The following is a 19,883-nucleotide window of genomic DNA, read 5'->3' on the forward strand; positions in this document are numbered from 1 at the left end:
TCGAGAGCCTGGGGCTCGTCGCCCCCTGAAACGCGGACGCCGCCAGCCCCACCCGGTTGGACTCACGGGGGCGCTGGCGGCGTGCGTGGAACGGAAGCTCCGTTCCGCCTCTTCAGCCGTGCGTGGCCGGCCGGGGCTCGTCGGTGCGAGGCGGGTGCGTCCCCGACTCGGCGTCCGGCTTCTTCCCCAGCCGGGCCCCCAGTCGCGTCTTCATCCGGTCCGCGATGACGTAGAAGGCGGGCACCACCAGCAGGCTGAGCACCGTGGACACCGACAGGCCGCCGAGCACGGCGATGGACATGGGCGCGCGCGTCTCCGAGCCCGCGCCCAGCGCCAGCGCCGCCGGCACCGCCGCCATCATCGTCGCGGTGGACGTCATCAGGATGGGGCGCAGCCGCACCGGGCCCGCGCGCAGCATGGCCTGGAACGCATCCGCCCCGCGCTCGCGCTCCTGCAGCGCATAGTCCACCAGGATGATGGAGTTCTTCTTCACGATGCCCATCAGCAGCAGCAGGCCAATCATGCTGAAGATGTTCAGCGTGGAGCCCGTGGCCAGCAGCGCGAAGGCCGCGCCCGCCACCGACAGCGGCAGAATCGTGAGCACCGTGACGGGGTGCAGGAACGAGTTGAACTGCGCGCCCAGCACCATGTACGCCACGCCAATCCCGAGGAAGAGCGCGAAGAACAGGCTGCTCATCGAGTCGCGGAAGGCCACGCTGGCGCCGCCGGGCACCAGGCGCACCCCGCCCGGCAAATCCTTGGAGAGCCCCTCCACCGTGGCCAGCGCCTCCTCCTGGTTGGAGCCGGGCGCCACGTTGGCGAAGACGCTGATGGCGCGCTCACGATCTCTGCGCGTGATGGCCTGCAGCGCCGGGCGCTCCTCCTGCGACACGAGCGAGGACAGCGGCACCAGCGCGCCGCTGGCGGTGCGCACCTTGAGCAGCGACAGGTCCTCGGGCCGAGAGCGCTGCCCGGCCAGCAGGCGCAGCCGCACATCGATGCGCCGGCCGCCCGTGCTGTACTTGCCCACCCGCAGGCCGCCCACCAGCGCGTTGATGGACGAGGCCACCGACTCAATCGGCACGCCCAGGTCCGCCGCGCGCGCCCGGTCCGGCGTAATGCGCAGCTCCGGCATGCCGAGCTGGTAGTCGGTGTCCACGTCCACCACCTTGCCGCTGGCCTGGAGCCGCTCGCGCACCTCCTGGCTGGCCGTCACCAGCGCATCCCAGTCCGAGCCGCGCACGCTGAACTCCACGGGGAAGCCGCGCTGCGCGGTGAAGCCCGACTGCGACATGTCCTGCACCACCGCGCGCAGGCCGGGAATGCTGTTGAGCTCCTTGCGGAAGATCTGCTGCAGCTCCGCCTGCGGCATGCGCTTGTCCGGCGGCGACAGCGTGAGCATCAGCATGCCCGCGTTGACGCTGGACGCACCGCCGCCTCCGCCCACCGTCGCGAAGACGCTCTCCACCTCCGGCCGCGAGCTGGCGAAGGCCTCCGCCTTCTGGAAGATACGGTTCGTCTCCTCCAGGCTGCTGCCCACCGCCGTCTGCAGGCGCACCATCAACCGGCTCTGGTCCTGCGAGGGAACGAACTCGCCCGGCAGCGCGCGGAAGGCGAACACGCTCAGGCCCAGCAGCACCGCCGCCGTGGCCAGCACCCACCAGGGGCGCTTCAGGCCCCAGCCCAGCACCCGCTCGTACGTGCGCTCCAGCCGGGAGAAGGCCCGGTCCACCCACACGCCCACCTTGCTGCGGCCCTCGCGCGACGTCTTGAGCAGCTGCGCGCAGCGCGCCGGCGCCAGGGTAATGGCCTCCACGTAGGACAGCAGCACCGCCACGCACAGCGTGACGCCGAACTGGAGGAAGAACTTGCCGATGATGCCCTTCATGAAGATGACGGGCAGGAAGATGGCTATCACCGCCAGCGTCGCCGCCAGCGCGGCGAAGGTGATCTCCGCGGTGCCCTCGCGCGCGGCGCGCACCCGGTCCTTCCCCTCCTCCGCGTGCCGGAAGATGTTCTCCAGCACCATGATGGCGTCATCCACCACGATGCCCACCGCCAGCGCCAATCCCAACAACGTGAAGGTGTTGAGCGTGAAGCCCAGGAAGTAGATGACGGCCACCGTTCCCAACAGCGACATGGGAATGGCGAGCACCACGTTCAGCGTGCTGGACAGCGAGCCCAGGAACACCCAGCACACGAAGGCGGTGAGGATGCAGGCCAGCATCAGCTCGAACTCGATTTCATGGACGCTCTCCTCGATGAACTTCGTCGAGTCGAAGCGGATGCCCACCTCCATGCCCTCGGGTGCGTCCTTCGAAATCTTCGCCAGCTCCTCGCGGACGGCCTGGGCGACGGCCACCGCGTTGGCGCCGCGCTGCTTCCGGATGCCCAGGCCCTGCGCCGGCTGGCCGTTGACGCGCGTCATCCGGCGGATGTCCTCGAAGCCGTCCTCGATCAGCGCCACGTCGCTCAGGTACACCGGCTTCCCATCGGCCTCGCGCACCACCACGCCGCGCAGCGTGTCCAGGTCCAGCGCCTCGCCCATGACGCGCACGTTGACCTCGCGGCCCTCCATCTCGATGCGGCCCGCGGGCAACTCCACGTGCTCACGCTGGAGCGCGGCGATGACGTCCGTGACGGTGAGCCCGCGCGCGTCCAGCTTCTGGGCGTCCACCCAGATGCGCACGTTGCGCTCCAGCGAGCCGCCCAGCTGCACCTCGCCCACGCCCGGCACCGTCTGCAGGCGCTCCTTCACCCGGTAGCGGGCGAAGTCGCTCACCGCCTGCTGGGAGAAGGGCCCGGACACGCCCGCCCACATGATGGGCTGGTCCTCCGGGTTCGTCTTGGAGATGACGGGCGGGTCGATTTCACGCGGCAGCGAGCGCTGCGCCTGGCTCACCTTTGCCTGCACGTCCTGCAGCGCGAGGTCCACGTTGCGCGACAGGTCCAGCTCCACCGTGATGCTGGCGCCGCCCTGGCGCGCGTTGGAGGTGATGCTCTTGACGCCCTCCACCTGCGTCACGGCCTCCTCGATCGGCTCGATGAGGTCGCTCTCCACGGCTTCGGGATTCGCACCCTCCCAGGCGACGGAGATGTTGATGGTGGGGAAGTCCACGTCCGGGAACTGGCTGATGCCGATGCGCTGGGCCGCCACCAGTCCGAAGACGATGGTGGCCGCCATGATCATCCAGGCGAAGACGGGCTTCTTGATGCAGGCTTCCGTGAGGCTCATCTGCGGGCACCTCCGCCGTTGGCGCCTTCGTTGCTGGCTTCGGGCTTCGGGCCCGGCTCGCCCTTGAGCGTGGGCCTGGGCCCCTGCGCCACGCGCACCGCCACCCCGTCACGCAGCGCCTCGGCGCCGCGCACCACCAGCGTCTCGCCGGCCTTCACGCCGCCGATCACTTCCACCAGGCCGTCCGCCGTGCGCATGCCCAGCTCCAGCACGCGCTCGCGGGCCTTGTCGCCCTCCACCACGAAGGCGAGGAAGCCGCGCTCGCTGGGGCGCACCGCCGTCTGCGGCACCACCGGGCTGCCACCCCGCGTCTCCACCGGCACCGTCACCGTGGCGAACGTCCCCGGGCGCAGCGCCTTCGCGTCCTCGCCCGTCACCTCGCCCGTCACCGGCACCATGCGGCTGGCGTCGTCCGCGGCCGCGGCCACGTGGGTGATCTTCGCGGTGAAGTTGCCGCCGCCGTTGCGGATGGTGAAGCGCGCCGCCATGCCGGGGGTGATGCGCGTCACGTCCGCCTCCGGCACGGTGAAGCGCAAGAGCAGCGGCTCTCGGCGCACCAGCGTGGCCATGACGAGGCCCGGCTGCACGTACTGCCCTGTCTGCACCGTGCGCGTCTGCAGGATGCCGTCCATGGGGGCGCGCACGTAGGCGTCGCGCTGGTTGAGCTGCGCCTGGTCCAGCATCGCCTTCGCCGAGGCCACCTCAGCCTCCGCGGTGCGAGCGCGCGTCTGGTACGACTCCAGCTGCTCGGCGGGCAGCAGGCCCGGCTTCGCCTCGTTGACGGCGGCGCGGCGCTCGGCGCCCGCCTTCGCCTCCTCGAGGGATGCCTTCGCCTTGGCCAGCGCGGCCTCCGCGAAGCGCACGGCGATGGCGTAGCGCGCGGGCTCTATCTCCGCGAGCGCGTCACCCTTCTTCACCGTCTGCCCTTCCGTGAAGAGCACCCGCTCCACGGCGCCCGGCACGCGCGCGGTGATCTGCACGCGCTCGAAGGCCTCCACGGAGCCCACCGCGCTCACCACGTACTCCACGTCGCGGGACTCCACCCGGGCCACCTCGACGGGGAACTGGATGGGCCCGCGGCCACCGCCGCCGCGCCCGCCCGGGGCCGGGGCCGCCGCCGCCGTGCCCGGGCCGCCCTTGGGGGCCTCCGCGTCCTTCTTGCATCCGGCACCCAGGGCCATCACGGCCACGGCCAGCGTCAGCGTTCCTGCGCGTCGCATCAGCTTCACGGTTCCTTCCCCAGCGGATCGAGTCCCACAGCCGCCCTGAGTCCCAGCAGCGCCACGCCCAGCGCATAGCGGCTCTGCGCCCGGGCCACTTCCGCCTCGAACAGGCTGACGGCCGCGTCCGCCACCGTCAGCGCCGTGGACAAGCCCTGGCGGTACAGAATCCCCTGCTCCTCGGCGTTCTGCCTCGCCGCGCGTACCGCCAGGTCGCTCTGTGAGAGCGCGGCCTGCGCATTCTCCAACCCCACCCTCGCCCGCTGGATGTCCACGTCCACGCGGCGCGTGCCCGCCTGCTCCTCCAGCTTCGCGGCCTTCGCCAGCGCCACCCGCTCACGACGCTCTGCATAGCGCTCGCCACCGTCGAAGAGGCTCCAGGTGAGGTCCACGCTGAAGAAGCCGTCGCCGGTGCGCCCGGTGAGGCCGGACTCGTTGGTGAGCCGGTAGGTGTACGACGCGCCGAGCGCCGGCAGCAGCCGGGCCAGCGGCTCCAGCGCGTTGGCCTCCAGCGACTCCACCCGCAGCCGCGCGGAGAGGATGTCCGGACGGCGGTCCGCCGCGCCCCGCACCACCGCCTCGTGGGAAGCGAGCGGCCGCACCGCGTCCGTCAGCAGGGCGTCCGGCGGGGCCAGGCCGCCCTCCACGGGCTCCACGAGCAGGTAGCCCAGCTCCAGGCGGCTCGTCTGCGCGGTGTTGCGCGCGCTGGTGCGCTGCACCTCCGCGCTGGCCACTTCCAGCTCCGCGCGCGTCACGTCGTTGCTGCTGGCGAGGCCCGCCTCCGCGCGCGCCTTCGCGTCCTCGAGCGACTGGCGCGCGAAGGCGAGGCGCTGCTCGGCGGCCTGGAAGACCTGCTGGTCGGCCAGCGAGACGAGGAAGGCATTGGCGGCCTCGAAGGACACCTGGCGGCGGGCTTCCACCGCGTCCAGCCCGGAGGCCTCACCCTCCAGGCGAGCGGCCCGGTACAGGGGGAAGCCCCGCGCGTCGAAGAGGGTGACGCGCGCGACGAAGCTGGCGCCGAAGGCGTTGTAGCGCTGGAGGACGACCTCCTGGCCACCCACCTCGCGCGTCGACTGGTTGGAGCGCCGCGTGTAGGTGCCCGTCGCCGTCAGCTCCGGGAAGAAGAAGGCGCGGGCCCGGGCCACGCGCGCCTGGGACGCCTCGGCGCGCTGCTGGGCCGCCAGCGCGGACTCGTTGCGCTCCGCGGCCAGGGACACCGCGCGCTCCAGCGTCAGCGACGCCGCCGGGGCGGCCTGCGCGCCGGGGGCTGCCGATTCCGCGCGGGGGGGTGCGGAATCCGCACCGGGCGCTGCGGAATCCGCACCTGGCGCTGGGGCCTGGCCCGAAGCAGCGGGGGCGTCGGAAGTCGCACCGGGAGTGCCCGCGTCCTGGGCCAGGGCCTGGGGCGCGGCGAGCGCGAGCCAGGCGCAGAGGGGCGTGGCGAGGACGGGACGGACGTTGGGCATGGACGGGCGGTGAGGACTCGGGCCAGGGGATGCGATTCGGCGCGCCATATAACGAAGGTGTCGGAGGGGAACCATGGCCATTCGCGCGTGTGGACGGTGGCCAGTACGGCGGTCTATTGGGTCTGTTCAGGGTCTCCGGAGTTTCTGACCTCAGTGCGTCATGACGGAGGGCGCCTCGGCGCGCCCGGGAATGCACAAACGATGCGTTTATTCCTTCTGGGTGTGGTGCTGGTGGCTGTTTCCATGTCTGGGTGCAAGAAGGAGGAGGCGTCTCCGGCCGCGGGTGCCCTGCGGGTCTCCCTGGCCTATGCAACCTTCCAGCCCAGGTGCCTCACGCTGACGGTGGTGGACCTGGAGGACGCGTCTCGCACCGAGTCGAAGGAGGTGCAGGTGGTGCAGGGCGTCCGCAGCGACACGCGGACGGTGGCCATCTTCGGCCGCGAAGGCTGGAGCCGGAACCTGCGCCTGACGGCCACCGCGAACGAGCGCTCCTGCAACGGGGCGCTGGTGGCGGAGCAGTCCGTGGAGGCCCAGATGCCGGAGGTGGGCATCGCCGACGCGCGGTTGGATTTGCGCGCCGAGGACCTGGACAACGACAGCTACGTCTCCAACAAGGGCCCGCGCCCGGGCACGGACTGTGACGACTCGGATGAGGACGTCCACCCTCAGGCGACCGAGCTGTGTGACGGAATCGACAACAACTGCGCGAATGGCGAGGGCGACGCGCCCGGAGCGCAAGAGTACTACCGGGACCGCGACGGAGACGGCTACGGGGACCGGGACGCCCTGGCCATTCCCTCGTGCGTCCAGCCCGCCAGCACGGCCACGCGCGGCGGCGACTGCAATGACGGTGACGGCACCATCCACCCCGACCAGCAGGAGTCCCGCTGCGACGGCGTGGACGAGGACTGCGACGGCACGAAGGACGACGATGCCTTCGCCGTGGGCGCCGCATGCGCCACCGCCCTGGGCTGCCAGGGCGTGAATGCCTGCCAGAGCGTGTCCAGCGCGGCGTGTGTCAGCGCCGAGCAGCCGGTGCCCTGGTACCTGGACGACGACGGAGATGGCAGCGCGGGTACGGAGACGGCCGCGAGCTGTGTGAAGCCCGCGCCGGGGGCCAGTACCATGCGCACCGACTGCGACGACGGCACGAGCCGCGCCTCCAGCACCTTCATCGGCAACGAGCTGTGCGATCGGCTGGACAATGACTGTGATGGCTCGACGGACGAGGACCTCACCGGATGCAGCGCTACGCCATGGACCGAGGACACGGGGGTCGGGGCCTCGGGTGCGAGGTGGAACGCGGTGGCGCCGTCCGGTGGCAACCGCGGCTGGCTGGCGGGAGATGGGGGCCGGGTGCTGTACGTCAACGGCGCCACCTTCACGGCGGTAGGGAGCTGCCCCGGCGACTGGAAGGCGGCCTGGGTGGCGAGCACCGGGCGCGTGTTCATCGGCTCGGCCGCGGGGAAACTGGCCACGGCGACTCCGGGAGCGCTGGACACCTGCGCGGAGGTGAATGGCGTCGCGGGCAGCAGCATCAACGGAATGGTGGGCTTCGAGCAGGGCACCACCGTGCGGCTCTTCGCGGTGGACAGCCAGGGCCGCGTCATCCGCTGGGAGTACGTCGAGGGCGCTCCGAGCCAGGCCGCGCCCACGCTCGTCACCCAGGTGGCCGCCAACCTGCGCGCGATTCACGGGCTGGGCCCGGAGACGCTGCTCGCGGTGGGCATGGAGGACGTCGGCGGAACGGAGCGTCCCGTCGCGTGGCGCGCTCCGGCGAGCGGGAGTACGTGGACGAAGGAGGACCTCGGCAACACGGGGACGACGGGATTCCTGCGTGCGGTGCGGGTGCTGACGCCCGGGCTCGCGTATGCGGCGGGTGACAAGGGACTGCTCCTGGAGCGCTCGGGCACGACGTGGACCCAAAAGCCCGTGCTCACGGTATCCGGGGATCCGGTGGACCTTCGCGCGATGGTGGCGTTCGGACGCACCGCCATCTACGCGGTGACGTCGGTCGTCAGGGACATCCAGTTCTTCAACGGCACGGCCTGGACCAGCGTCAACGTGCCGCCCAACACGTTGAATGCGCTGGAGGGCACCGGCCCGGGTGACATCTGGGGAGCGGGCTCCGGCGGCACCCTGATGCGCTGGCAGCCTTGAACATGGACCTGCGCGCGGACGGCCTCACGGTGCGGTACGGAGCGCGCACGGTGCTGGCATCGGTGGACTGCGCCCTGCCCCCGGGGACACAGGCGCTGGTGCTCGGACGCTCGGGCTCGGGGAAGACGACGCTGCTGAAGGCGCTGGCGGGGCTGGTGACGCCGGCGGACGGACGCGTGCTGTGGGACGGACAGGAGGCGGCGCGCCTGTCCGCCGCCGAGCGCCGCATGCGGCAGGCGGCGTTCGGAATGGTGTTCCAGACGGATGCGCTGTTCGACTCGCTCACCGTGCGCGACAACGTGCTGCTGCCCCTCACCCGCCGCCGCGTGCCGGAGGCCGAGGCCCGCGCTCGGGCGGATGAGGTGCTGCGCGCGGTGGGCCTGTCAGAGGCCGCAAACACGCTGCCGGAGCGGCTGTCGGGAGGCATGAAGAAGCGCGCGGGGCTGGCACGTGCGTTGGCCGCGAGGCCCTCGGTGTTGCTGGCGGATGACCCGTTCGCGGGGCTGGACCCGGGCACGGCGCGGCAGGTGGCGCGGGTGCTGCTGGAGGTGTCCCGGGGCGGCACGCTGCTCGTCGCGGCCCCGGAGGCCCCGGTGGACCTGCCCCTGCCCCGCTGGCTCTACCTGCGCGGCGGGAAGCTGGTGCATGACGGGCCACCCGCGCTGGAATTGGAGCACGCGCCGGACGAGGCGCTGGCATGAAACCGCCGACTGAGTCGAGACGCGGGTGCGGCCCGCACGACGAGAGGTGTCCCCCGGTGGCCGGCAGCGGCGGAAGGAACGTTCATTCCGCGAGTCCTCCGCCCGAAGGGGTGGCATGGGGCGCACACGTGGTCTGCCCCCCGGCGGCAGGCAGCTGCGGAAGGAACGTTCATTCCGCGAGTCCTCCGCCCGAAGAGGTGGCATGGGGCGCACACGTGGTCTGCCCCCCGGCGGCAGGCAGCCGCGGAAGGAACGTTCATTCCGCGAGTCCTCCGCCCGAAGAGGTGGCATGGGGCGCACACGTGGTCTGCCCCCCGGCGGCAGGCTGCCGCGGAAGGAACGTTCATTCCGCGAGTCCTCCGCCCGAAGGGGTGGCATGGAGAGCACGGGTGCGCGCATGAAGCCCCTCGCATGGCTGGGCCGCACCGGCCTGGACGCGGTGCGCGGCGCGGGAGCCCTGGGCCTCGTGGCGGGGCGCACGGTGCTGGGGCTGCCGAGGCTGGAGCGGCGCGAGCTGGCACGGGCGCTGGTGCAATTCGGTTACGACTCGCTTCCGCTGGCGCTGGCCACTGCGGCGCTGGCGGGCGTCATCGTGGTGCTGCAATCCGGGCTCTACATCCAGCGCTTCGGAGCGCGGGCGTTCCTCGGCTGGGCGGCGGGGTACGGCGTGCTGTGGGAGTTCGGCCCGCTGCTGCTCGGGCTCATCATGTCAGCGCGCATCGGCGCGAGGAACGCGGCGGAGCTGGCCACCATGCAGGTGGGCGGGCAGATTGAGGGACTGCGCGGAATCGGCCTGGACCCGTTCGCCATCCTCGTGGCGCCGAGGGTGGTGGCCATGGAGGTGAGCATGCTCGCGCTGAGCGCCTTCACGTTCCTGGTGGCCATCCTCTTCGAGTCGGTTGCGGCGCTCCTCACGCTGGGGCTGCCGCTGCGCGTGTTCTATGGGACGTTCGCGGACATGCTGAGCCCGCTCGACCTCCTGGGCGGCGTGGTGAAGACGGGAGCCTACGGCCTGGCCATCTCTCTGGTGTCCACGGCGGTGGGCCTGTCCGCGAGAGGTGGCGCCAGGGCCGTGGGCGAGGCAGCGGCGAGCGCGGTGGTGCGAGGCTGCGCGGCCATCTTCGTGCTCGACTTCCTGCTCACCTCGCTGCTCGCGGGGTGGATGGCATGAGCGCGGTGCTGTCCTTCTTCGGAGCACCGGCGGTGATGCTGGCGCGCACCGTGCGGGCCTCGCTGCGGGACGGAGTGCCCTGGCGCGAGTCACTGGTGCAATTGCACGAACTGGGCGGGCGCAGCGTGTGGCTCGTCATGTCCGGCATGGCCTTCTTCGGCGCGGTGCTGGTGACGATTGCGAACAGCCAGGCCACGCGCTTCGTGGGCAACGTGGCGGTGCTCGGGCCCGCCTATTTCGAGCTGCTCATCCGCGAGCTGGGCCCGGTGATGTCCGCGATGCTGACGGCCTCGCGAGCGGGAGCCAGCCACGCGGCGGAGCTGTCCACCATGAGCGTCAACGAGCAGGTGGAGGCGCTGGAGATGTCCGCGGGAGACCCCTACGCGGACCTGGTGGCGCCGAGAGTAATAGCCGGGGTGCTCGGGGTGCCGCTGCTGAGCGCGCTGGGGACGGTAGCGGCGACGCTGTCCGCGGCGACGGTGGCGAGCGTCGCCTTCGGTGTGGATGGTCGGGCCTTCATGGACCCGCGCTACGTGGACGGGTGGGATTTGCTCGCGGCGGGGCTGAAGGCGGGCGGCTGCGGGCTGTACATTCCCCTGGCGGCGGCGGTGGCGGGCCTGAATGCGAAGGGCGGCGCCGAGGCGGTGGGCGAGGCCACCACCTCCGGCGTGGTGGCGGCGAGTCTGGGGTGCCTGTTGATCGACTTCGCCGTGTCCCTCGCCTTCCAGTTGCTGCGCCTGTGAGCCCGAGTATGAATCAGAGTCCCTCCCCCGCCGACGACACGCTGCGCTTCACGGACGTGCGCGTAGCGTTCGAGACGGGGCGGCAGGTGCTGCAAGGGCTGACGGCGGAGGTGTCCACGCGAGAGCTGACGTTCATCGCGGGAGCGAGCGGCTCCGGGAAGAGCGTGCTGTGCCGGATGGCGGTGGGACTGCTGCGGCCGGCCGCGGGACAGGTGGAGTTGTGGGGAGAGCGCGTGGACACGCAGCCCGAGCGCGAGCTGGTACGTCTGCGCCGGCGCGCCCCCTACCTGGTGCAGGGCCCGGCGCTGCTGGACTGGCGGACGCTGCGAGAGAATGTGCGGCTGGCGGACCCGGAGGCGCCCGCCGAGGCGGTGGAGGCGGCGCTGGCGCAGGTGGGCCTGCAGGAGTGGGCGGACCGGCTGCCACCGGAGCTGGGGCCCGGAGCCAAGAAGCGCGCGGCGATTGCGCGAGCCCTGGTGCTGAAGCCACGCTACCTGCTGCTGGACGAGCCCACGACGGGGCTGGACCGGAGGGCGGCATCGCAGGTGGAAGAAGTGCTGGCGTCGCTGAAGGCACGGGGCCTGGGCGGGTTGGTGGTGACGCACGACTACCGGCAGTTGAAGGGCCTGGCGGACAAGGTGCTGGTGGTGGCGGGAGGACGCTGTGCATACCTGGGCCCACCGGCCGGGTTCCTGGAGTCCTCCGCGCCCGAGCTCCGGGTGCTGACGGCGCCATTCATGGAGGGCGCGACGGATGGATGAGCGACGGTTGGAGCTGAAGGTGGGCGCCCTGGTGCTGGCGACGGTGGTGGGCGTGCTGGTGCTGCTGTGGCTGATGGGCGAGCTGTCGGTGGGCTCGAACACGGGGCTCGCGGTGGACTTCGGCCACACGGGCAACGTGGTGGAGGGCGCGCCGGTGAAGCTGGGCGGCGTGCAGGTGGGCCGAGTGCAGGCGATTCGCCTGCTGCCCGAGCGCAGGGATGCGCAGGGCAAGCCGATGCCCGTGCGTATGGAACTGGCGGTGGCGCCAGAGGCCGTGGGAGCGCTGCGCACGGATGCGCGGGTGACGGTGGCCACGGTGGGCCTCTTGGGTGAGCCGTACCTGGAATTGAATCCGGGGGCGGCGGAGAAACCGCTGGGAGCGGGACAGGCGGTGCGAGGGACGGATGCGCCGCGATTGGACCTGCTCGCGGAGCAGCTCTCGCGCTTCGTGGAGATCCTGTCCGCGATGCTGGAGAAGGACCCGGAGGCGGTGACGGACCTGGCGGCGAACGTGTCGCGGCTGACGAAGACGCTGGACCGGATGCTCACGGAGAACGAAGGCGACGTGAAGGTGCTCGCCTCGGAGCTGGCGGCGACCTCGAAGGACCTGCGCCAGCTGGCGGCCTTCGCGCGCGAGTCGTTCCAGCCGGGAGGCAAGGGAGCACGGCTGCTGGATGACGCGGCTGCCACGGCGGCGGTGATGCGCAGCGAGCTGCCCGGACTGACGAAGTCCGCAGGGACGACGCTGGATGGACTGGCGGCGGTGACGGGAGCACTGGGCCCCGAGGACGGTCAGCGTGTGAAGGTGGCGCTGGAGCGCTTCACGAACGCGGCGGGGCAGCTGGAAGGAATTGCCGCGCGGGCGGACCGGGTGCTGGCGAAGATTGAGGGCGGAGAGGGCACGGCCGGCGCGGTGCTCCAGGACCCGACGCTGTACAACGAGCTGCGGACCCTGGTGACGGACCTGCGCAAGCATCCGTGGAAGATTCTCTGGAAGGACTAGATTTCACCAATTCTGCTACGACAGGCAGAGAACATCAACGAATCCACACGCACCCAACCATACACCAAGCCCTCCAAAGACATATACTACAAATGTCATCTCCCCAAGAGAAGAACACGCTCATAGCACTTCAAGAAGCAACCATTAACCTTCTCAACTCCGCAGAGAAGCTACTACAACAAGGCGAGCATTGGCTCAACAAGCCAGACCACTACCGTCGGCTCGCCGCGATAATCAGAACTGAGCGACATAAGGTCACGACCCTAGAACTCAGGCTCTCAATTGTTGCACCCATAAAGGCCGGGAAATCCACAATTGCGAATGCAATTCTTGGGGCGGGCGTACTACCAACACGCAACTCAGCAATGACTAGCATCCCGACCGAGATAACCAATGCCTCCGACTGCAATGAAGCCGAGCTAACAATCCCCGACTCAACGCTCTCTCGATTCAATGAACTTTGGCATAGACTTCACAAGTCGGTGCTTTTGCGCGGAATCAAAGAGAGCCAAGAGTTAGCACCCGAAAACCCTGAACTACAAACACTCATTTCCCAGCTCGGAAAATCAACCAGCGCACCAATAAGCGCACGTGCGTCTGGAATCCAAGAAGTCCAATCAACACTGCTCTGCCTGAACGACCTCTTTCGCACAGCAGCCTTGCTCGAAGGACCGCACTTTCTTTCTGGAATTAAGGACTTCGAGCTTCCGCGCATCAAGGCATGTTTTTTGCGATCCGCCCCTTCCTCAGTATCACAGCATGGAACTCTCGTAATCGTTGACACCCCTGGCCCCAATGAGGCTCGTCAACATCACCTTCTCGAGCAGGTCATCGCAGAGCAACTAGAAAGAACCTCGCTCGTACTGCTAGTCCTTGACTTCACACAACTCAGTGCAACAGCAGCAGAACTTGTGAGCAAAGAAGTCCAAGCTGTCGCCCAGATCGTTGGCGAAGAGAACATCTTCGTCATTGTCAACAAAGTAGACGAGCGCGACGACAAGGGAATGACAAGCGATCAGGTTCGCCAGTTCATTATTGGCCATCTAAATTTCAAAAAACCGATACCGTCCAGCCGAATCTTTGAGGTCTCAGCCAAGCGCGCCTTTAGATCGGCCGATTTCTTACGTGAGTACAAACAAGATCCACGAAATGGCGATCACAGCCTAGGCTCATGGCCTGCAGCAGTCTCACTAGCCCCGCTAGTATTCGGCGCGACCCAATGGGAAGAAGATCTGGAAGAAACAACCAGCGACGAACTTGCCCGGCGTGCAGGCAAACTCTGGGCGCGCTCTGGGTTTGACACTTTTCTCACACAAGCAATTGAGAAACTTCTTGCGGAAGTTGCACCCCGAGCACTGCGTGTCGCGCTCACTGTTGCCCGCGCGCATCTCACAATTCTTCGCAATGACGCCCGAATGCGCCATAAGGCCATTCGTGCGAACGCCGCATCAGTTGAAAGCGAACTCAAAAACCTTGACCAAGAAATCCGAAACCTAGAAGAAAGCAGGCGTTGTGTTGACTTACGCATCAAGGAAGTTGAAAAAGATCTCCGCGAGCACCTCGGCCTGCTGCGGAGGCGACTTCAGCCGATTATCGAGGAAGACGTCCGCCTCGTATTCAAAGAAAAAGAAGACACCGACGCGTCGGCCATCCAGGGGTTCCTGAAAAGAGGCAAGCGTTTTGTCGCTCGGCATTTCGGGGATCCACTAGGTGGCGTCTCGCGCGCAGTTGAATTCGAAAATCTTGCTGACGCGCAAGAATTCGCGAACTACGCCGTCGATCTTGTACTCGGCAGGATTCGCCCACAGATAGAACTCGCTCTTGATATAACAAATCGCCGTGTCGAAGCTACTCGACGCGAATTTGAGCAAGTCCTCGCCACGGAAACGCGCCCTATCCTACAGCGAGCGGCAGAGAGAATAAAACGCCACTTCGATGTAACCCTTGAATTCCCACGCCCAAAACTCGCCAACCCTCTTGAGAAAATCAGCATCGCAAGACGAGTAACAAAATTTGAACCGGGCGGAGTAGAGGTCCGTACTCGCTATGAAACTCGGTGGTACACTTTTTTCCTATGGGAACATGAGGTTAATTACTCAGTAAAAACAAAAGACAGATACATAATATCTCTCGACGAAGTCGCACAGCAAGTCAAGCAGACCGCACACCAGAACGTGGAAGATCTTTCCAACAGGTTTGACGACTTTCTTGCCACGGATTTCAAAGATGGCATAGACGACTACTTCAAGCGACTGCGCGAGTACTTCCAGTTTTATCGGCAAACACTGGAGGAAGCGGTTCAGGCTCAGCGGATGTCCCTTGAGCAGCGAGACACTGCACTAAATCAACTCGACACTCTCGACGAAGAAAGCTCTCAATCCCTGAACGAACTCCATGGCTGCCGTTCCGCTCTTGAGAAGGCCTTCGGCGGCGACCATCTGGACAGTCCTGAGGACGCAATAGTTGATGGCGTCGATCTGTTTATTTCATATTCACATGCAGACGAGTCGTTTCGCCAGGACCTCGAGAAGCACCTGTCTCTGCTGCGGCGCTCGGGCTTGATACATCTCTGGCATGATCGCGAAATCATCCCGGGACAACAGTGGGCCGACGAAATCGATCGACATCTTGAGTCGTCCCAAATCATAGTACTGCTAATCAGCGCCGACTTCATTGCCTCTGACTACTGCTTCGCAAAGGAGATGACGCGCGCGCTCGAACGACATAAAGAGGGCACCGCAGTGGTTGTCCCCATCATCTTGCGCGATTGCGATTGGAATTTAGCGCCTTTTGGGGAAATCCAAGCGCTACCGAAAGACGGCAAGGCCATAAAGTCGTGGGATGATCGCGACGCGGCTCTCACCGATGTTGCACGGGGATTGCGAAAGGCGGTCGCTCACATGCAAAAAGCAGCAAAGGGAGGCTGAAATCGGAATTTCACTCTTCGCATCATATAAGCCCAATGCCCATAGCATCTCAGCGCTCCAGATAGGATACCGCATGTAGTGGACATGCATACATTCACCGACATCCAACATCTCCAATTCATGACCCAGCCTGCGAGGTGGGGATTTAACAGACAAACAGAAGCTCAAGCGCGAACTGACGGACTCGCAATCCTTTATCGTCGATGACACGGGCTTCCCGAAAAAAGAGAGGCAACTGGCGCGGACGGCAATATTCGGGGCGCACGAGGACGCTTGCGTGAAGCCGGATTGGACGCCACCCTCCGCCATGTTCCGACGCCTGCTCATCCTCTTCGATGCCAGCGCAAATCCGGAACAGGTGCTGACCGCCGCACGGCGTCTCGCTCCCGCGCCGGAGAGCGTGCACCTGTACGGCCTGTCGCCCGAGCGCAGGGACCTCGAAGCGCCTCGGCCTCCCAGCCTCACCTCGCTCGACCGACTCTGGGACGGAGTGCGGGAGTGGCGCGTCGAGACGGGCATCGGCCACCAACTCGAAGACCACCTGTCGACCGATGCCGTCACCCGCACGGCCCGGCAACACGGCTCAGAGCTCGTCGTCGTTGGTCCACTGCTCGCCACGTCACCCCGAGCGCGCGTGAGCGCCATCCTGGCGCTCGCCATGCGTGAGCGGCTGCACGTGCTCTCCGTCGGCGCCCATTGTCCCGCGACACCCTCCCCCACTTCACGCCTGGCCATCGCGGCGGCGCCGGATGGTCGAGGGCTCGCCTCGGTGGCGGACTTCCTCGCGAAGCACGCCCCGCCCGCCGAACTGATCGCCCTCACCATCTCTGAGGCACCCGAGAAGGCCGGTGAGCTCCAGACCATCTCGCGCGCGCTCGGCGTCGCGGAGACACTGCGCATCGAGCCGCTCTCACGTGGCCCCATGGGCCGGGCCGAGGCCTTCGAGGAGGCCGCGCGGCGCTGGGGCGCCGACCTCATGCTCGTCGCCACGGATGCTGTCGATGACATGTACGCGCGCCTGATTGGCGTCTTCGGAGCCAAGGCACTGCAGGAAGCGTACGTCCCCACGCTGCTGCTACCGCGCACGCTCCCCTCGGCCCCACTGTTCGAGGAGCGCTACGCCGTCTCGGACTCGCTGGTCCTGTCTGGACACGCGCCTCGTTTCGCGGTCGAACAAGTCGGGTTCCTGCCGACTGTCACGGTGCCACCCCCGGGCGTCCTGACCGCCTTCGAGGGCGGCGCACCCCTTGGAGGCGCCCAGCACCAGGGAGGCGCCGTCGCCCTGCCCGCATCCTGGTTCGCCCATATCCAGACAGGGCACACCCGGGCCCTCGCCTTCGCCTTCGACTCCGCCGCGAGGCAGCTCGCACCGTGTCACGTACTCGCGCCCGAGCGCCCACTGCTGCTCATCGACAGCCACGTCACCCAGGCCGCGCTCCAGGAAACACTGACGAGCCTCGAGGACACGTGCCACCCTGTCTTCATCCGATTGCGCGACAGCGAGCCACTCGACGCGCACAGGGATCGACTCCACAAGCTCATGCCGGGCCTCGGGACGCCACTCCTCATCGATGCCAGTGCCTGGCTCGAAGACGTGCGCGCCGACGACGTCCCACGCCAGGTGGATGCCCAGCGACTGCTTCGCGTGGCCATACGCCTCGCCATGGCGGGTGCCGCCATCTCCGCGGTCGTCACTCGCGACGAGCACAAGCCCGTCCACCCCTTCCTTCGCACCCTGACTCCGAACGAGCTGATGCTCCTCCCGGACGGACACGCACCGGCGCCCCTGCCAATCCCGGACGAGCCGGACACCTTCTCCCGTGAGCTGACGCTCGCCGGAGGCGGCCGCTGCGTCGGCGGCCACACCATCGACTTCGAGCTCGACAACGCGAGTGCCCGGGAGGCTGTGATTGCCGCCATCGACGGCGCCCGGAGCACCATCCACTGGCAGTGCTACATCGTCGAGGACGACGCCGTGACGGCCCGCTTCGCGGAAGCACTCAAGCGCGCGGCGGCGAGGGGCGTGCGAGTGCGGCTGCTCGCCGATGCGCTCTACAGCGGACACGACTCCTTCGGCGCGATGAACCCGGCGCTCGTCCACCTGTCCGAGACACCCGACGTCGAGGTGCGCGCCATTGCGCCGCTGTCCGGACTGCCGAGCCTCCAGGCGCTGAAGCAGCGCAACCACCGGAAGTTCATTCTCATCGACACGGAGCAGGCCTTCGTCACGGGGCGCAACATGGGCGCGCCCTACTACACGGGCTTCGGCGAGGTCACCCTCCGGAGGACCTCGGACTACCGTGAGGTGCCGTGGCTGGACTGCGGCGCGCGGCTCTCGGGCCCGCTGGTCTCGGAACTGGAGCGCGCGTTTCTCGCCGAGTGGACTCGCGCGGGCGGCGCTGCCTGGCCGGTGCGCGATGTGCCCCCAGCGGGCTCCATGTCAGCGCGGCTCGTCCTGCATGAGGGGCTCCAGGATACGCACACGCTGGACACGCAGCTCGCGCTCATCCGCCATGCGCGCTCGCGCCTCGTTCTCGTGAACACCTTCCCGCTGCTCCTCGAGTTGCAGAACGCGCTCGTCGCCGCGCTTCATCGCGGCGTGCGCGTCGAGGTCCTCTTCGGCAGCGTCCGCCCCCACTACGGTCAGCAGGAACACTTCCCGGGTGGCACCTTGCGAGAGGTAGCGGACCGCTACGTCCGCAGCCGCCTGGACGCGGTCATCGACGCGGGCGGAATCGCCTATGAGTTCGCGATGCCCCCGGCTCCGGGCTGGGAGCCTGAACTGGAGCGGGTCTTCCCTCACGTCCACGCCAAGCTCCTGGTAAGCGACACGACAGCCGTCGCCGTGGGCAGCGCCAACCTCGACGTCACCGCGGCCTACTGGGAGAGCGAGGCCCTGTTGGTCGTGCACGACACTCCCTTCGCCGAACGCATGCTCTCGGCCCTGGCGCCGCTGCTCGCCCGCTCACGGAGGATCGACCGCGATGACAGCCAATGGCGCGCCGAGGCTGAGCAACGCGCGTGGGTCGGCCGCAACTGGCCTTCGCTCGTCGGCTAAAGAACAGGCGCCTGCACAGAAGTCGCAGTGGAAGCCCGCGCCTACCGCACGAGCCGTGATCAGCCGGGTCACCCCTGACAACCACCAGGGTCTGTCCAAACCTCCCGCCCAGGACTCGTAGCGACTTTCATTTGGCTGCTAGTGTATGCGGCCAAATGACAGGGCAAGCCTCACCGGGGGGAGAAGGCGCGTCTGCGCGGCGAACGAGCTGGTGGCAGCTCACCATCTTCGTCGTGGCACTGGGGGTCTTCGCCCTCAACGTCCTCATTCCCATCGAGCTGCTGGCCTTCGCCATCACGGCTGCCATTGGACTCTTCGGAGCCGCGCACGTACTGGACCGCATTGGCTCTCTGTCGTCCGGCATCTTCGAAGGAACGGTCTACCTCGCGACCGCGCTGTTGATCCTGGGTGTCGCCCTGGCCTCGGCCGTGACGGCCTGGAACCTCATCCGCAGGCTCGCGGGAGAAACGAAACCACCGCCGCTCGTGATGCGCTGGCCCTGGTTCCTCGTCGGCCTCGCTCTCGCCATGGCCTGCCGGCTCTTCGTTCCCTCGGGTTTCAGCCGGAGTCAGCAGCCCGTGCTAGCCGGGGCCCTGGTGCTCGCCACGGCCATCTGGGCCATCCTCTACGCCGCCTATGTCTTCTACGCCGTCGGGAAGGGAGGAATTTCGCTTTCCTGGCGCATCGCCCGGACCTCGCCCTTCGGCGCGGGCCTGCTGACCCTCGCGTGCCTGGGAAGCACCGCCTTCGTCTTCATGCTGGGCGCCTTGGCGGACGCGTTGGAGTCGCAAGCAGGAAGGCTGTCCGCGCCCCGCGCTTCGGCTCGCTGCGATTCCCTCTCCGTGGAGTGCTCACGCCAGTTCCTCCTGGCATCCACCACGTCCGGAGGCACCCCCTCCATCGCGGCCGGGACGTCACGCAACCAGAGCTTCCGCGACTGCCTGGAGAGCGGCTATCAGGACCAGTCGATGCTCAGCAGGGCGCGAGGCATTGCGGCGTCAATCGTGGGTGCGGCCGACGCGCCAGACGTCGTCTATGCAACCCTGCTGAACGTCTGCCTTCATTCTGACCACTACGACGACTTCGAGCAGTTCTTCCTGCGCTCGGTCCGGAATGGCGCCTACAAGTGGCGCAGTCAGGTCCGGTCCTGCCCGGTCGGCTACGACCCTGAGCCCGCGTGCGAGCTCCGACCGGACGATCAATACGTCCGAGCCGAGGCACAGCACGCCATGCAGAAGTCGCTCTGCTCCCTGGGAGAGGAGCATCGCCAGGTGCTTTTCATGCGTTATTTCGACGACATGAGCGAGCTGGAGATCTCCCAGCGGCTGGGCATCGAGTACGCCACCGCCCGCAAGCGGGTCCAGCGGGCACGGGACAAATTGGAAATCGATTTTCGCGAGCGTTGTCGCTGACTTACGTCACGCGGTCACAATTAATT

At 67.7% G+C, this 19,883-nt stretch carries 12 protein-coding genes; 9 read left to right on the forward strand and 3 right to left on the reverse strand.

What is annotated here, in order from left to right; genetic code table 11:
• Positions 1 to 112: 112 nt before the first annotated feature.
• Genes G4D86_RS00430 through G4D86_RS00440 form a run of 3 tightly spaced genes read right to left on the reverse strand, consistent with a single transcriptional unit; the run spans position 113 to position 5,921 of the window.
• Positions 113 to 3,235, reverse strand: a complete 3,123-nt coding sequence (locus G4D86_RS00430; protein WP_163988171.1) for an efflux RND transporter permease subunit — start codon at positions 3,233 to 3,235, stop codon at positions 113 to 115.
• Positions 3,232 to 4,455 (reverse strand): efflux RND transporter periplasmic adaptor subunit, encoded by a 1,224-nt coding sequence (locus G4D86_RS00435; RefSeq protein WP_163988173.1) that lies wholly within the window; start codon positions 4,453 to 4,455, stop codon positions 3,232 to 3,234. Before G4D86_RS00435 ends, G4D86_RS00430 begins: the two co-directional genes overlap by 4 nt.
• A gap of 5 nt (positions 4,456 to 4,460) precedes the next feature.
• The gene (locus tag G4D86_RS00440) at positions 4,461 to 5,921 is read right to left on the reverse strand and encodes a TolC family protein (protein ID WP_163988175.1); all 1,461 of its coding nucleotides are present in this window, start codon (positions 5,919 to 5,921) and stop codon (positions 4,461 to 4,463) included.
• A 243-nt stretch (positions 5,922 to 6,164) separates the two neighbouring features.
• Here G4D86_RS00440 and G4D86_RS00445 point away from each other — a divergent pair, with 243 nt between their 5' ends.
• The 9 genes from G4D86_RS00445 (at position 6,165) to G4D86_RS00485 (ending at position 19,857) form a co-directional block, all read left to right on the forward strand.
• On the forward strand, positions 6,165 to 8,081 hold the full coding sequence (locus tag G4D86_RS00445) for a putative metal-binding motif-containing protein (protein WP_240359967.1): 1,917 nt from the start codon (positions 6,165 to 6,167) through the stop codon (positions 8,079 to 8,081).
• 2 nt (positions 8,082 to 8,083) lie between these two features.
• Positions 8,084 to 8,782, forward strand: a complete 699-nt coding sequence (locus G4D86_RS00450; protein WP_163988180.1) for an ABC transporter ATP-binding protein — start codon at positions 8,084 to 8,086, stop codon at positions 8,780 to 8,782.
• Between the two features lie 397 nt (positions 8,783 to 9,179).
• A complete protein-coding gene (locus G4D86_RS00455; RefSeq protein WP_163988182.1) occupies positions 9,180 to 9,953 on the forward strand; it encodes an MlaE family ABC transporter permease in 774 nt (257 codons plus the stop codon).
• Entirely contained in the window at positions 9,950 to 10,696 is a 747-nt protein-coding gene (locus tag G4D86_RS00460) for an MlaE family ABC transporter permease (RefSeq protein ID WP_163988184.1), read from the forward strand. Before G4D86_RS00455 ends, G4D86_RS00460 begins: the two co-directional genes overlap by 4 nt.
• An 8-nt stretch (positions 10,697 to 10,704) precedes the next feature.
• Positions 10,705 to 11,457, forward strand: a complete 753-nt coding sequence (locus tag G4D86_RS00465) for an ATP-binding cassette domain-containing protein (protein WP_163988186.1) — start codon at positions 10,705 to 10,707, stop codon at positions 11,455 to 11,457.
• Positions 11,450 to 12,460, forward strand: a complete 1,011-nt coding sequence (locus tag G4D86_RS00470; protein WP_163988189.1) for an MlaD family protein — start codon at positions 11,450 to 11,452, stop codon at positions 12,458 to 12,460. The genes G4D86_RS00465 and G4D86_RS00470 overlap by 8 nt, the downstream gene beginning before the upstream one ends.
• A gap of 92 nt (positions 12,461 to 12,552) precedes the next feature.
• A complete protein-coding gene (locus G4D86_RS00475; protein ID WP_163988191.1) occupies positions 12,553 to 15,387 on the forward strand; it encodes a TIR domain-containing protein in 2,835 nt (944 codons plus the stop codon).
• A 307-nt stretch (positions 15,388 to 15,694) separates the two neighbouring features.
• Positions 15,695 to 18,445 (forward strand): phospholipase D-like domain-containing protein, encoded by a 2,751-nt coding sequence (locus G4D86_RS00480; protein ID WP_163988192.1) that lies wholly within the window; start codon positions 15,695 to 15,697, stop codon positions 18,443 to 18,445.
• A gap of 233 nt (positions 18,446 to 18,678) precedes the next feature.
• Positions 18,679 to 19,857 (forward strand): sigma-70 family RNA polymerase sigma factor, encoded by a 1,179-nt coding sequence (locus G4D86_RS00485; RefSeq protein ID WP_163988195.1) that lies wholly within the window; start codon positions 18,679 to 18,681, stop codon positions 19,855 to 19,857.
• Positions 19,858 to 19,883 lie beyond the last annotated feature (26 nt).

Source organism: Pyxidicoccus caerfyrddinensis, from assembly GCF_010894405.1.
In the GTDB taxonomy this organism is placed as follows: domain Bacteria; phylum Myxococcota; class Myxococcia; order Myxococcales; family Myxococcaceae; genus Myxococcus; species Myxococcus caerfyrddinensis.

Excerpts from the sequence above, each read along its gene's own strand:
- G4D86_RS00430 (WP_163988171.1), bottom strand. The coding sequence starts at position 3,235 with ATGAGCCTCACGGAAGCCTGCATCAAGAAGCCCGTCTTCGCCTGGATG.
- G4D86_RS00435 (WP_163988173.1), bottom strand. The coding sequence starts at position 4,455 with ATGCGACGCGCAGGAACGCTGACGCTGGCCGTGGCCGTGATGGCCCTG.
- G4D86_RS00440 (WP_163988175.1), bottom strand. The coding sequence starts at position 5,921 with ATGCCCAACGTCCGTCCCGTCCTCGCCACGCCCCTCTGCGCCTGGCTC.
- G4D86_RS00445 (WP_240359967.1), top strand. The coding sequence starts at position 6,165 with ATGTCTGGGTGCAAGAAGGAGGAGGCGTCTCCGGCCGCGGGTGCCCTG.
- G4D86_RS00450 (WP_163988180.1), top strand. The coding sequence starts at position 8,084 with ATGGACCTGCGCGCGGACGGCCTCACGGTGCGGTACGGAGCGCGCACG.
- G4D86_RS00455 (WP_163988182.1), top strand. The coding sequence starts at position 9,180 with ATGAAGCCCCTCGCATGGCTGGGCCGCACCGGCCTGGACGCGGTGCGC.
- G4D86_RS00460 (WP_163988184.1), top strand. The coding sequence starts at position 9,950 with ATGAGCGCGGTGCTGTCCTTCTTCGGAGCACCGGCGGTGATGCTGGCG.
- G4D86_RS00465 (WP_163988186.1), top strand. The coding sequence starts at position 10,705 with ATGAATCAGAGTCCCTCCCCCGCCGACGACACGCTGCGCTTCACGGAC.
- G4D86_RS00470 (WP_163988189.1), top strand. The coding sequence starts at position 11,450 with ATGGATGAGCGACGGTTGGAGCTGAAGGTGGGCGCCCTGGTGCTGGCG.
- G4D86_RS00475 (WP_163988191.1), top strand. The coding sequence starts at position 12,553 with ATGTCATCTCCCCAAGAGAAGAACACGCTCATAGCACTTCAAGAAGCA.
- G4D86_RS00480 (WP_163988192.1), top strand. The coding sequence starts at position 15,695 with ATGTTCCGACGCCTGCTCATCCTCTTCGATGCCAGCGCAAATCCGGAA.